The sequence below is a fragment of the Segatella albensis DSM 11370 = JCM 12258 genome (genome assembly GCF_000426565.1).
GTDB classification, from domain to species: domain Bacteria; phylum Bacteroidota; class Bacteroidia; order Bacteroidales; family Bacteroidaceae; genus Prevotella; species Prevotella albensis.
Map to the genome: position 1 here is coordinate 160308 of NZ_KE384540.1, position 13439 is coordinate 173746.

At 47.4% G+C, this 13439-nt stretch carries 16 protein-coding genes and 1 pseudogene; 11 read left to right on the plus strand and 6 right to left on the minus strand.

Features of this window, described 5'->3' with window-relative positions; all coding sequences use genetic code 11:
- The first annotated feature begins 233 nt into the window (after positions 1–233).
- Positions 234–1697, plus strand: coding sequence for a tyrosine-type recombinase/integrase (locus tag K333_RS0110495; protein WP_024990530.1), 1464 nt, complete (start codon positions 234–236; stop codon positions 1695–1697).
- Between the two features lie 366 nt (positions 1698–2063).
- Here K333_RS0110495 and K333_RS0110500 read toward each other — a convergent pair whose 3' ends face one another.
- A complete protein-coding gene (locus K333_RS0110500) occupies positions 2064–2426 on the minus strand; it encodes a winged helix-turn-helix transcriptional regulator (RefSeq protein WP_036886555.1) in 363 nt (120 codons plus the stop codon).
- A gap of 258 nt (positions 2427–2684) precedes the next feature.
- Between K333_RS0110500 and K333_RS0110505 the strand changes: the two genes are divergently transcribed.
- From K333_RS0110505 to K333_RS0110525, 6 genes and pseudogenes are all read left to right on the plus strand, one after another.
- Positions 2685–3140, plus strand: a complete 456-nt coding sequence (locus tag K333_RS0110505) for a cupin domain-containing protein (protein ID WP_024990532.1) — start codon at positions 2685–2687, stop codon at positions 3138–3140.
- Positions 3141–3229: 89 nt separating this feature from the next.
- A pseudogene (locus tag K333_RS13700) lies at positions 3230–3346 on the plus strand (pyridoxamine 5-phosphate oxidase); the annotation flags it as partial.
- A gap of 30 nt (positions 3347–3376) precedes the next feature.
- A complete protein-coding gene (locus K333_RS13515) occupies positions 3377–3604 on the plus strand; it encodes a hypothetical protein (protein WP_238314507.1) in 228 nt (75 codons plus the stop codon).
- A 30-nt stretch (positions 3605–3634) separates the two neighbouring features.
- Complete coding sequence (locus tag K333_RS0110515) at positions 3635–3925, plus strand: hypothetical protein (protein WP_024990534.1); 291 nt, start codon at positions 3635–3637, stop codon at positions 3923–3925.
- A gap of 6 nt (positions 3926–3931) precedes the next feature.
- Positions 3932–4678, plus strand: a complete 747-nt coding sequence (locus tag K333_RS0110520; protein WP_024990535.1) for a protein-ADP-ribose hydrolase — start codon at positions 3932–3934, stop codon at positions 4676–4678.
- Entirely contained in the window at positions 4626–5480 is an 855-nt protein-coding gene (locus K333_RS0110525) for an SIR2 family NAD-dependent protein deacylase (protein WP_027452682.1), read from the plus strand. Before K333_RS0110520 ends, K333_RS0110525 begins: the two co-directional genes overlap by 53 nt.
- Before the next feature lie 439 nt (positions 5481–5919).
- Here the strand turns inward: K333_RS0110525 and K333_RS0110530 are convergent, their stop codons facing one another.
- Genes K333_RS0110530 through K333_RS0110540 form a run of 3 tightly spaced genes read right to left on the minus strand, consistent with a single transcriptional unit; the run spans position 5920 to position 8249 of the window.
- Positions 5920–6795, minus strand: coding sequence for a radical SAM mobile pair protein B (locus K333_RS0110530; protein WP_024990705.1), 876 nt, complete (start codon positions 6793–6795; stop codon positions 5920–5922).
- Positions 6782–7495 carry a radical SAM mobile pair protein A gene (locus K333_RS0110535; protein ID WP_231480256.1) on the minus strand — a complete coding sequence of 238 codons (714 nt, stop codon included), beginning with the start codon at positions 7493–7495 and terminating at the stop codon, positions 6782–6784. The genes K333_RS0110530 and K333_RS0110535 overlap by 14 nt, the downstream gene beginning before the upstream one ends.
- A complete protein-coding gene (locus tag K333_RS0110540) occupies positions 7482–8249 on the minus strand; it encodes an MBL fold metallo-hydrolase (protein ID WP_024990707.1) in 768 nt (255 codons plus the stop codon). Before K333_RS0110540 ends, K333_RS0110535 begins: the two co-directional genes overlap by 14 nt.
- Before the next feature lie 142 nt (positions 8250–8391).
- Here K333_RS0110540 and K333_RS0110545 point away from each other — a divergent pair, with 142 nt between their 5' ends.
- The 3 genes from K333_RS0110545 to K333_RS0110555 are packed head-to-tail and all read left to right on the plus strand — an operon-like array spanning position 8392 to position 10544.
- Positions 8392–9285, plus strand: coding sequence for a helix-turn-helix domain-containing protein (locus K333_RS0110545; protein WP_024990708.1), 894 nt, complete (start codon positions 8392–8394; stop codon positions 9283–9285).
- A 23-nt stretch (positions 9286–9308) separates the two neighbouring features.
- Positions 9309–9602, plus strand: a complete 294-nt coding sequence (locus K333_RS12765) for a DMT family transporter (protein WP_024990709.1) — start codon at positions 9309–9311, stop codon at positions 9600–9602.
- A 15-nt stretch (positions 9603–9617) separates the two neighbouring features.
- Entirely contained in the window at positions 9618–10544 is a 927-nt protein-coding gene (locus tag K333_RS0110555) for an aldo/keto reductase (protein ID WP_238314573.1), read from the plus strand.
- A gap of 922 nt (positions 10545–11466) precedes the next feature.
- Here K333_RS0110555 and K333_RS12770 read toward each other — a convergent pair.
- Positions 11467–12522 (minus strand): hypothetical protein, encoded by a 1056-nt coding sequence (locus K333_RS12770; RefSeq protein ID WP_154653045.1) that lies wholly within the window; start codon positions 12520–12522, stop codon positions 11467–11469.
- 142 nt (positions 12523–12664) lie between these two features.
- On the opposite strand from K333_RS12770, the gene K333_RS13240 reads away from it, so the two are divergent.
- Positions 12665–12811 (plus strand): hypothetical protein, encoded by a 147-nt coding sequence (locus tag K333_RS13240; RefSeq protein ID WP_154653046.1) that lies wholly within the window; start codon positions 12665–12667, stop codon positions 12809–12811.
- A 111-nt stretch (positions 12812–12922) separates the two neighbouring features.
- Here K333_RS13240 and K333_RS0110565 read toward each other — a convergent pair whose 3' ends face one another.
- Positions 12923–13414: an RNA polymerase sigma factor gene (locus tag K333_RS0110565; protein ID WP_024990027.1), complete on the minus strand. Its 492-nt coding sequence runs from the start codon at positions 13412–13414 to the stop codon at positions 12923–12925.
- Positions 13415–13439: the final 25 nt, after the last annotated feature.

The window sequence follows — 13439 nt, forward strand, 5'->3', positions numbered from 1 at the left end:
CTAATTGGGGTAAGTCTTTAATTATAAAAGATTTACCCCAATTTTATTTGTTTTTCAAAATTTCCTGTATTTGGCAAAAAAGTGCAGAAAATCAACATTTGTTTAACACATTCTGCACGTGTTTTACGCAAAATGTGCTTGTTTATTCTGTGTGCCAATAGGTAAAAGAATACTGCCGTTTATCTGTTTTTGTTATTATATATTATAAGGTTTAACTTTAATAAAACAGATTTATGGCATTTTTCAAAGCAAAGGTATTACGTCAAAGAAAGGACGGAATGTATGTGGTATACATACGAGTTACACAAAACCGCAAAAGTCAATACATCAGGACTTCATGGATTGTTGATGACATGGGACTGAGCAAGGACAAACAAGATGTAATTGATCCTTTTGTAGCGGAACAGACTTCCAAAGTTATTGCTAGATACTACAGCATCCTGAATAGAATTGACACGCAGAACTGGACGGTTAAGGAAATTGTGGACTATATTCAGAAAGGGAAAGATGGTATATCGTTCTCAATGTACGCTCGTAAGCATATAGAGAAGATGAAAGCTAGAGGTCAGGAAAGGACTTCACGTGATTACAAGTGGGCTCTTTATAGCTTGGAAAAGTATGCGGGAAATAATGAGGTCATGTTTTCCCAATTGACATACTCATTCCTTTCCCGATGGATAGACTCTCTTTCTCAGACGGCAAGGTCTAAAAACAAATACCCAATCAACATCAGACAGATTCACAAAGCTGCTATGTTGGAATGCAACGATGAGGAAAGAGGTATTCAGTTAATCACAAACCCTTGGCCAAAGATTTCAATACCCAAAGAAGATACGCCACACAAAAGAGCGATAAGCCCCAATATGCTTCGCAGGTTCTTTGCCGTCGTTCCAGACTTCAGCAGATTTACGCATCCGCTCCAGGAACTTGGTCAGGATGTTGCGTTGATAAGTTTCTGCATGTGTGGTATCAATAGCATTGATTTATTCTTTGCGAAAAAGAGTCAGTATCACAATGGCATTTTCCACTATAACAGAAGAAAAACAAGTAAATCCCGTTCCGATAATGCATACTTTGAGATAAGGGTGCCACAATTTATAAAGCCCACATTCGAAAAATACATGTCCAAAAACATGGAATCTCCCTGGCTGTTTGACTTTCAAGACCGCCTAAGCACATCAGACTCATTCAATGCCAATGTGAATGCTGGCATTAGTCAAATCTGCAAGAAAGTCTCGCCAGACTTCCATGCCAGCCTGTATTCCTTCCGTCATTCATGGGCAACGATAGCACAGAACGGATGCGGTGCGTCCCTTGGTGACGTTGATTTTGCACTCAATCACTCAACCTACAAGATGGCAAGAGTATATACAAAGATAGATTACTCGCCGGCATGGGAATTGAATGAGAAAGTCATAGACTATATTTTCTTCAGCAATGAAGATATAGACAATCATGAAGATTCCGGTAAATCCTTTGAGAGGATGTCAAAGTACAATCTTATTCGCGGAGAGGCATTCATCGGCGGTGAGTGTATATCAGTAATTGAAGACTCGGGATTCACAAATGTTGAACATGTCATAACAGAATTACTTTTGTCTTTGTCAGATGATATACCGCGTCCAATCAAGGTTCAAATAAAGATTACAAATCTTGACAAGAGGCAAATTCAATTGTATCAGAGGACAATACGATAACATATGTGCTAAATAAACTGCAAACAAATAAGATCTCGTATTATTTCGGTTGAAGACTCAGACGGTACTCGCTGGGCGACTTGCCGAGGTGCTTGGTACAACTAAGTAAATACTGTTCGTATATCGTTGTAGGCAATAGAGACTTATAATACCATTTTGTACAAACTGTCCACAATCAGAAAGCATCGTGGAAGTTTTGTACGGTTATGTAAACTCGGCAACAAATCGCATTTGCTGCCGAGTTTATATTTGTGAAATTAGTTTCTACTGTTTGATATAAGGTTTACTCAATCAAAAAGAAAGAGAGTCCAAATTCCAGAAGCGGAAAAAGGACTCCTTTAATTCTAAATGATAAAAACCTCGTCCTTATAGATCACCCTCATCTCTAACTATATTCTCGAAGTTTTGGGTGGCCCATTCCATCAAACCGATGACATGGGGCATGAGGCTTTGGCCCAATTCAGTAATGGAGTATTCAACCCGTGGAGGAACCTCTGGATATACTTGACGAGCTACAAGACCTATCTGTTCCAGACGTTTCAGCGTTTGTGATAACATTTTCTGCGAGCAGTCCGACATGTCACGCCCCAGATCGTTGAAACGCATGGTGCCACGCTCGTTGAGATGATATAGCACCAACAGCGACCACTTGTCTCCAAACTTTTCTATTACGTTGCGTATGGGGCACGCTTTGTATTTCTCGTCTATTGCTCGATTTATCTTACGCATATGTTTGACTATTTTTAAATCCGAGTGCAAAGGTACAAAACTTTCCGAAAGTAAGCAAATTTCTGAAGTAGTAAATTGCACATAGACAATAATTTTAATCTTTAACATTTTTTATGATTAAAGAAAATGCCTGTATTTCAGCAATTCTAACAAAAAAGTAAGTAAGCCACTTTTTGGTGCCTTCTTGTAACGGTTGCCGAAAGTTAGTACCTTTGCACCGTCGAAACAAAAGTATTAACAATAAAAACAAGAAGAATTATGAAACAGATTGAGACAACAAAGAGTGGTAAGAATTACAAAGTGATTAACGTTGGTAAGTTCAGCGACCTGATGGACTACGAGCTTCCTCTTGGCCCGGACTTCACACTTCACGGTAAGGTGTTCGCTGGTCAGGCTGTAGGCGCAACAGGTAGCGACCTGTCATTCCAGACGCTCGTTCCTGGTCAGGACAGCGGTTTCCTGCACACCCACAAGACTCACGAGGAACTTTACATTATTCTGAAAGGTGAGGGCATGTATCAGGTAGATGGCGAGCAGATTCCCGTCAGCGAGGGCAGTATCGTACGCGTAGATCCTGCTGGCAAGCGTGCGCTGAAGAACACAGGCAGCGAGAACCTGACAATGATGTGCATCCAGTACAAAGCTAATGCTTTTACAGAGGCTGACAGTCCAATGGAGGATGGTGTGATACTACAGGAAGAACTGAAGTGGTAAATCCTAAAGATATGCTCAACAAAGCACTACATTTTCTGAGCGAACACTGCGAGATTGCCTTGGCCACGTGTCAGGGCAATCTTCCTAAAATGCGCATCTTCCAGATTATGCGACGGGAGGGCAATATGCTCTACTTCGCCACTTCTCCCGAAAAGGCTGTATGGCGCGAACTTCAGCAGAACCCCAATGTGGAGCTGCTGGCATACGCGGACAATGTTTCCGTCCGTTGCAGTGGTATGGTAAACTTCGACGTGGAGGATGACGTGAGACAATGGATCTATGAAAATAATCCCGTGTTGCCCCGTCTCTACACCAGTTGGGAAAGTCTGGCTTACTTCTGTCTGCCGATTGCCGAGATGGACTACTTCGACCTGACACCTACACCGCCTCTATTCAAGCATTTCGACCTGATGACGGGTGAAGTCAGTAACGGCTTTGTCGGTGAGCGATTCAAAAACAAATAACTTAGTATAAATTCAAAAAAGGTAAGAACAATGAACGAGGCTCATATCAGTCCGCTGCAGATTGGCAACGCTGCTGCTGTTGACGCTGAGTTGGCAGAGGCCAAGAAGGCTCTCGCTTCTGGTGCTAAGTACTTCATCGGCGGTCATGGCGGTCTAGCTGAGAAGGCTCAGGTAGAGTTCAAGATTGCCTATCTGGAGAAGGTGAAGGAGCTGATGGCAGCCAACAAGGATGCCGCTGCATTCACCGAGGCTCTGAAGGCCGCATATCCCGAACTGCCCGGCGATGCCGATGCACTGGCTCAGGCACTCTATAAGAAGTAAGGACAAATGGACAGGCTGGAAAATCTGAAAAACATCATCATGTATCTGATGGCTGACGAGCATGTCAGCCATCGGATTCCTTCTACACTCGAAGAGCGGCAAAGGATGATGCGGGCACTGATGAACGTATGGGAACCTCGCCCGATAGCAGAAGACATTCTGATGAAGCAGGATGTAGAGTTGCAGATGCAGCGAGAGGACAAAGGGGTTGTGAAAGTTCATGACGAAGGACTGACCATCTGGCAAGGCGACATCACCCGTCTGAAGGTGGAAGCCATCGTCAATGCTGCCAATGCTCAGGCACTGGGCTGCTGGGCACCGCTCCACAACTGCATAGACAACTGCATCCACTCCGCCGCCGGCATCCAACTGCGCAAGGAGTGTGCCGACAAGATGCAGGGACGGCTGCTGGCTACTGGCGATGCCTTCATCACACAAGGCTACAACCTGCCTGCCCGTTATGTCATCCACACCGTTGGCCCGATTATTCCCGACGGCATTCCCACGAAGGAGCAGGAAGAGCAGTTGGCTCAGTGCTACCGTTCCTGCCTTGATCTGGCAGAACAGAACGGTTTGGAGAGCATCGCCTTCTGCTGCATCTCCACGGGCGTGTTCCATTTCCCCAACGAACTGGCTGCAAGGATTGCCATCGAGACCGTCAAATCATATCCACGACATGCACTTAAAACGATTGTATTCAATGTTTTCCTCGACAAAGACCGTAACATCTACCAGCAGCTTCTCAGAGCGTAAAGAATGGCTCGGAGAGCAGATTGCTGAAGCCGACTACGTGCTGATTGGCGCAGGAGCCGGACTAACTACTGCCGCTGGCATCGACTATGCTGGTGAGGACTTCCGCAGGGAGTTCCGAGAGTGGACAGACCGCTACGGCATCACCGACCTCTACAGTGCAGGGTTCTATCCCTTCGAGACCGATGAGGAACGCTGGGCCATGTGGGCGAAGCACATCTGGTTCAGCCGCTATCGCACGGGAGCATTGCCGCTATACAAGAAGTTGCTGAAGATGGTGGACGGGAAAGACTATTTCGTCATCACCACCAATGTTGACGGTCAGTTCGAAATGGCGGGATTTGACACCGATCGCATCTTTGCCACTCAGGGTGACTACTGCTATTTCCAGCCTGCATCGGGTGCGCCCAAGGAACTGTATCACAATCGGAAATGGGTGGAACGTGCTTTGCCAGCCATCCACAACTGCCGCATACCCACGGAACTGATTCCACACACACCCGACGGCCAGCCCGTCAGCATGAATCTCCGTTGTGACGATACTTTTGTGGAGGATGAACACTGGAACCGTCAAGCCCAACGATACAGCGACTTCGTGCGCACGGCATCCGACAAGCGGCTCCTGCTTCTGGAGTTCGGTGTGGGCTTCAACACGCCCGTCATCATCCGCTTCCCATTCGAGCAGATGGCGACTCATTTTCCAGATGCTACTCTCGTCCGCTTTAACCGAGACCACCCACAGCCGTCTTTACAAGGAGTCAAGAGTTTAATAGCATTCACAGAAGATATTAACAGAACAATTTGAGCAGGTATATTATCCTACTTTCTTTTATGCTTCATATTATGCACTAATACACAAATCATATTTGTACATATTGAGTCATACTAATGGATTTCCTTGGAAAGATGAAGGAACAACAGTTACCTTTGCAACCTAATTTCATCCACTCACGGAAGCAGGAACGGCAGACGTTATAATATTTTTCTTTTTGTCGAAGACTGATTTATCAGTCAAAGGTAAATGATTGAAGCGGGTATCAATGATGGTGATTGCTACTTCTCAGTAAAAAGAGAAATTTAGATCCAGGAAGCTAATGCCGGATAAGTTTAGGTTTACGTTTACCCATGTATATATACATGAACCTCTAAACTGAAAATGGTAAACTCAATCACTATGGTTAGGGTTTACTACAAATTATATATAAGAACATCTAAACTTAAACCTAAACTTACACCGCAAGAGTCTATTCGTTTTTCTGCGTCAGCCTGATTTCCTCGTGGTAGAAATAGTTGACCACGACGGGATGGCCATACTCTGAGCGACCATAGGGCAGGTCGTTGATGACGTAGGGCATCTGGTGCTCCTTCGTGTAGGCTTCCACCTGCAGGGCGAGCGTCTGCCAGTAGTCACGGCGCTTGCGCTTGTAGATGTCGTCGTAGAGCGGTAGCAGGTCGGGATGCTCTTCGCGGATGTACTGCATGATGGTGGGCTTGAACTGTCCGCGAAGGTTCAGGTTCTCCAGCCATACAAGGTCAGAATAATCCTTAACACGCTCGATGATGGCAAAGACATCGGTAATGCCTGGGAAGATGGGTGACACGAAGCAGACGGTGCGGATGCCCGACTCATAGACCTGCTTCATTGCAGCCAGTCGTCGCTCGATGCTGGGCGCATCGTCCATCGCTTCCTTGAACTGCTCGTCGAGGGTGTTTACAGACCACGATACCGTGACGCGCTTGAACGTTTTCAGCAGGTCGAGGTCACGCAACACGAGGTCGCTCTTCGTGGTGACGATAATCTCGCAGTCGGCACCCTGTAGCTGTTCCAGCAGTGCACGGGTACGCTTGTATTCAGCCTCCTGCTCGTTGTAGCCGTCTGTCACCGAACCGATGACGATGCGCTCGCCGTCGTACTTGTGCGGATTGGTTATGGCAGGCCAGTACTTCACGTCGAGGAAAGTCCCCCACGGCTCGGTATGACCTGTGAAGCGCTTCATAAAAGAGGCGTAACAGTACTTGCAGGCATGGGTACAGCCCACGTACGGATTGACGGAATAACCGCCCACAGGCAGCGATGACTTTGTCATCACCGACTGCACTTGTTTGTCATTTATAATCATACCCCTGTTGTTTTAATACTTCCTTAAATTCCTGTGGCAACTCCTGTACCATATTTGCCTCCCCCATAATGGGAACGAGGTCTTCCTTCATGAAAACGGGAATGTTCAGCCGGTGTGCCTGTTCTGTCAAATTCTCCACCCAACTGACTTCCGACACGGCCTTGCCCTTGCGCTTACCCGTTTCCGTTCCTATCACAATCCAGCTAATGCCGTGCAAGTCAACCTCTCCAATATCGTTGAACATCGGCTCGAAGGTGACATGCAGGTGAGTTGAACCTACATTCTCCCGCAACTGGTCGATACGCTGCTTTTCCTTCGAAGAGGTCACCGTGACTCCAAACCATCCGTTGTCGGGTGTAACTGACATGTGCAGCAGGTCGGGCCGTTTACTGAGAAACAGATATTGGTGCTGCACGTTCTGGCGCATCTTGTCGAACACCAGTTCACGCCATTCGTCTTTCCACCCCGCGAGGTCACTCATGCCTGTCAGCAGCCAGTTGTGGGGCTTCGGATTGCCCATCAGCCGCAGCTTGCCAGGATAGAATTCCGGCACAGAGAAATCGTCTGTAATGTGGTAGCGACGACAATTGTTGCGGGCATAGCAATAACTACAGCCGATATTACAGCCAATCACAAGATTCATGTTCTGAATCAGGTCTTTGATACAAACACTCATCGTCTCTCGTTTACTTGCTGACATTTACGCTCTCACCGTCCTCGGGAATGTGGACGCGCCCAGCCACTCCATGCTCCCTGGCAGCCTGAAGGAGTGCGGCACGGGTGACGTGATTGTGGTTCACGCCCTCCAGGTGGGTGGCCACGAAGGTGGCCTTCGGTGCGTAGTCCATCGTCTTCAGCACATCGGGAATGTGCATGATGACATGCCCTCCCACATGAAACTTGTTGCCGCCAGCATTGACTATCACCACATCGGGCTGCCAGCGGTCAAGGTTGCGACGCACACCACTATACCAGATGGTGTCGCCAGCCAGATAGGTCGTAGGCTCCGCAGGGTGCTGGAACACATAGCCGCAGGTGTGGCCGGCCTTCGGCAGCATCCACCAGTGGCCGTGATGGCTCTCAGCCTTCGACAGACGAACATCGCCCAGCTGCATCTCGCCCTCAATCACTTTCACCTGCTTGAACCCATGCGACACGACCACCTCACGGTCCAGCTCGTCCTGCACGACGATGAGCATTTCCTTCGGCAGCTGCTCATAAGCGGCATCGTCTATGTGGTCAGTGTGCAGATGGGTCAGCAACACGCAGTCCACATCCCTTAATAGTTCGTCCACCGTCATCGGCAGGTCGTGAATCGGGTTGCGCAATTCCTGATGGTGCGAGAACGGGAACGGAGGCATACAGCCCTTTTCGCCCAGCATGGGGTCTATCAGCATCACCTTACCGGCATACTCAATCTTAATCGTAGCGTTTCTAATCTGTTGAATCTTCATGTTCTTTTCTGTTTTTTTGATTTCTGGGTGCAAAGGTACGGCGAAATGTTAAAGATGTCTATACCAGAACAACATGTTGTTATGCCATTTTGATAAATCACGCTTTTTTCGTACCTTCGCAGCCGAAATCATATAAAGAGGTATGGCAAAAACAACATACAGGCTCGTAGAGGTGCCTTTCAGCAAGACGGAATGTGGTGTAGATTTCTTTATCAACACCGCCCATGGCAGTGAGCGGAGGGGCGTGCTGACGGAATACCCCGTGTTCAAGACCGATTTTTTCGAGATGTTCTTCTTCCGTAAGGCCAATGGCTATCTGTTGCTGGGCTACCAGAAGATAGAACTGCGCGATGGCATGGTGCTCATCCTGAAGCCCCACCAGCAGCAGGAATGGCACATTGACGAAGATGCCCTCGACTACGATTTCCTTATCTTCCGCAACGACTTCATGCGTACGTTTATTGCCGACAAGTTCTTTGTCTATCGCCTGCAGTACTGCCAGCAGACCGACACGCCACCATACTTCATGGCAACAGCCGACGAACTGACGGAATACGAACGGCTGCTGAAGAAAATCCGCAGCGAACTGCGCCAGCCTGTAGCCGACAGCTACCATATCATCGTCAGCGTGCTCTACTATCTGCTGGCCGTCTTGAACCGACGCTATACCGAGACATATAGTCTGCCCTTTGAACTGCCGAAGAACCACTACGCTTTCCTGTTTGTGGAACTGATGGAGCAGCACATCCGCGACCTGCAGCGTGTGCAGGAATATGCCGACCTGATGCACGTCAGCCGGGTGACGCTTAACCAGAGCGTCATGGCGCAATATGGTGTTCCAGCCACCGTCCTGCTGAAGCAACGCCTGCTGGCCGAAATCAAGAACGGACTGTTGTTCAGCCACAAGACGGTCAGCGAGATTGCCTACGACTTCCACTTCTCAGAGCCTTCACATCTGATGCGGTTCTTCAAGAAAGCCACAGGCAAGACGTGTACACAATTCCAGCAAGAATACGAGAATGGAACGTTTGAATAACTCTTTTAGGTAAATTTCAATTTATGAAAGAATGGCTGTTTCTGATTGGTGCCATCTTCCTGGAGACGTTTGCCACCTCGATGCTCAAATACTCCGAGCAGTTTACTAAGCTGCTGCCCACCACCGCAATGGTTGTAGGCTATATGTTCTCGTTCTATTGCCTGAGCCATGCCCAGCGCACAGGCACCAGCGACGAGATTGCCGAGGCAGCAGCCTTCCTGCTGGGAGAGCATGCCAAGTTTATTACAGGTACCGACCTGCTCATCGACGGTGGTGTCATCGCTGCTATCCGCACGGGTGAATATCAATTAGGATAAAAAACAAAGACAACAATGAAAAAGGTAATATTTAGTTTAATCGCATTGATGACAGCAATGGTTATGAACGGACAAGTGAAGCAGACATATCTGACGCTGAACAACGGCGTACAGATGCCACAGTTTGGACTGGGAGTGTATAGTATCCCCGACGGTGATGAGACATACAACTCAGTATTGACAGCCTTGAAATGCGGCTATCGCCACATCGACACGGCACATGCCTACCGCAATGAACGCAGCGTGGGACGTGCAGTGAAGGACAGCGGCATCGACCGTTCTGAAATATGGATTACGAGCAAGCTGTGGCCCAATGAGTATGGCGAGGGCAAGACGCTGAAAGCCATCGACCGCATGTGCGGAAGATTGGGCGTTGACTATATCGACCTGGTTTATTTCCACCAGCCCGTAGGCGATTATGTGGGTGGCTGGAAGGAAATGGAACAAGCACTGGAGAACGGCAAGGTTCGCGCTATCGGCATATCCAACTTCGACGTGAATGACAGCATCTGGAACTCCATCGTCGAGAACTGTCGCATCGTGCCGCAGATTGTCCAAATAGAGTGTCATCCCTACGCCCAGCGTGAGTATTGGCAGAAGATGGCAGCCAAGCACAACATCCAGATAGAATGCTGGTTCCCACTCGGCGGACGTGAATCGAAAGGCGAGCTTCTGCTTGACCCTGTTATCAACGAAATAGCCAAGGCTCATGGCAAGAGTCCTGCACAGATTATTATCCGCTGGCACATGCAGATGGGCTTCTCGGTTATTCCCGGAGCTTCAAATCTAGACTATATCCACGAGAATATTGAGACCTTCGACTTCGCCCTGTCCAATCATGAGATGGAGCGCATCCACCAGTTGAACAAGGAGAAACGCTACTTCAATATGTCGTATGAAGACCAGGTGAAATGGTTCTCACAATTCAATCCAACTGATTAATAAATCAGACGACAAAATACGTTGGTATCATTAAGAAAGGATAAACGAATCCGTAATTTGGGTATAACCAGATTGCGGATTTCTTTGTAATTTTACCATATGGTAATTTTTGCAAACTAATTTCATCCACTCACGGAAGCAGGAACGGCAGACGTTATAATATTTTTCTTTTTGTCGAAGACTGATTTATCAGTCAAAGGTAAATGATTGAAGCGGGTATCAATGATGGTGATTGCTACTTCTCAGTAAAAAGAGAAATTTAGATCCAGGAAGCTAATGCCGGATAAGTTTAGGTTTACGTTTACCCATGTATATATACATGCTTCTCTAAACTTAAACATTAAACCTTCAATCTCCTGATTTAGGTTTACTACACCTTAATTATATATAAGAACATCTAAACTTAAACCTAAACCTCTGGCATTGAAATCCATCCGTTTTTCTTTTAATCGAAACAAGAAATTGGTAAATGGATGTGGTTTTTGCCTTAATTTATATTAAAAACAAACACATTCTGCAAGAAAAACGTGCTAAATAAGTGTAAAGTCAGAAGAAATTGCTAACTTTGCAAACAAAGTTTGCAGAACGTGTTTTTGGAGGCTGTTTCTTCGGGGCATGTGAAGCATTGATAGTTAAGGATTGTGAGACGTAGGGTCGAGCAATTTAGTGTAAAACAAAAATAGAAATAATAACATTAAAATGAAAATTCTGCTCCCCAAACACGTTGTAAGCGTGTAAAAATGCGCAGAATGTGTCGAAAAAGAGTAGCCAGTACTTTACACTAACTCTGTAAGTTGTTGATTTTCAATCCTTGTTAGCCGCCGCGCAGGCAGCAGTTGAAGAGTAATCCAAAACTCTGAAATAAATCAATTGGGTGCAACACTCTTATTATAAAGGGTTGCACCCAATTCTTTTCTAAGATTCACGATTTTGGCTCTGTGCCTCTAATCAGTATAGCTCCCTTTTCTTTCGTTTTTATAGTATTTACGAGAGGTTTCATGCGTATGGTGAGAACGGTGTCGGAAGGCTGGATGTCACAAATGGTCTCATAGCCATCACTATAGACTGTGAGCGTTTTGACAGTGCGAGGTGTCCAGATGATAAAATGACCGGCGGTATCAGTGGCGGTTCCCTGTTCATATTTTGAGAGCGAGACCCAGGCATCAGCCAGCGGCTTGCCGTCATCGCTGATGACGTAGCCTTCTATACGCCTACGCTGGGTCCGCAAATCCGGGTGCTGCTGCATATATATCTCGCTTAGCGTGTCGGTCGTGGTCGTTATTTCGATAATGGCGTCGGCAGATGGCAGGAAGCCGTAGCGTGCCTCGAACTGTTTCTTTAGTCTGTCACCCTTATAAACATTAATAGTGTTTATCATCTGTTGTTGCCTATTGATATAAACATTCCACATACCAATATTCAGTCCTATGGAGTCAGGAAGGATTTCACCATTGACGACAACGACGATAGAGTCTTTTCGATGTGCATGGCCCGAGCCGGTAATTCGTATAGAATGGCTAGTCTTCAAGTTTGCGGGTACAATATTAAGCCCTAAAATATTGTCTTGCAGATATTCTTCGTTTTGTCTCTGGGCAAGGAAAATCTGGCGTTCCTCCTTCGTTGCCAAAAATGGCACGGGAACGCAGTATTTTACGTTCACAGGGTGGCCAAACTGATTTCCCGGAGTCCATTTCGGCATTAGGCTGAGGATGCGCAGGCTCTCTTCACCCAGTTGCTGTTCTATCTGCTGCTTCAGCTGCTGCTGTCTGTCGGCACTCTCTTGGCTCAGGCGCAGGGTATCATAATTCAACTTCATAATCTTAGTAACTTTGTAGTTGGAGGTATAGCCCAGACTGTCGACAGTGAAGGTAGTGATGACGCGCCCTCTTGCGCCATACTCCATGGCCAGGTCGGGATAGCGTATGTTCGACTTGATAAACTCCATCAAGGCACGGTCGCCCCCAGGAAACTGTGGCATTATTTCCCCACAGTCATAGACCTTAGTTTCTGCAGATGGGGTGGGAGCCTGGGCTAGCAATTCTGCCCGCGGCCGCTGCTCAGTCTCCATCCTGACCGGCTCATCCTTCGCAGGCAAAGCGACGGGCTCTTCTGCAGCAACTATGGCCGATTTGTTGTCTGATGCTGTGGGTATTTCTGTTGTATTTGTAGTTTGCTGGGCTATTGCCTGCTGCTTTTCAGCATCGTGGTTCAACAGAAAGATGCCTGTCACCAGTGCGATAGAGGCTGCGATGCCAATGCCCCAGTAGAGCGGTTTCCGCGATGTCGTCTTTTGGTCGATGACCCCGCGTTCAAACTGTGCCCACTCCTTGTCCACGTCGGGCATGCCAATTTTTTTGTCAATATCCTGCTGCTTCATCTTACTTTGCAATTTTAAGGGTTTTACGAATCTTTTCCAGTGAGCGCGTGATGTGCTTGTTCACCGCTGAGGCGCTGATGCCGAGGACGGTGGCCGTCTCTTCGTAGGTCATCTCCTCATCGTAGTGCAGACTCAGTACGCGACGGTCTTGCTCTGTCAGGTTTTTGTCAATGACTTGCTGAAGTTGCTGCAGCAGCTCCTCGCGTTCCTCGCTCTCGCTGGCGGCGATGTCCTGCCGAAGTTCATCCTCCATCTGCCGCTGCAACTGCCGCGAGCGTAGCGTGTGTAGGCACTGGTTGCGCGTAGCCGCCAGCAAGTAGCCTCGGATACTGTCATCGGCTACCTGCGGTTTTCGCTTCCAGATTTGGACGAACACCTGATGCACCGCATCCTTGGCATCGTCAGCATTCTCCACCATCGAGAAAGCCATGCGGTACATGTGCGGATAGCTGTCCTTGAACAGGCGTTCAAACTCTTTTTTACTGTAATTCATAAATGTCTTTTGGCCTTTATTCGTA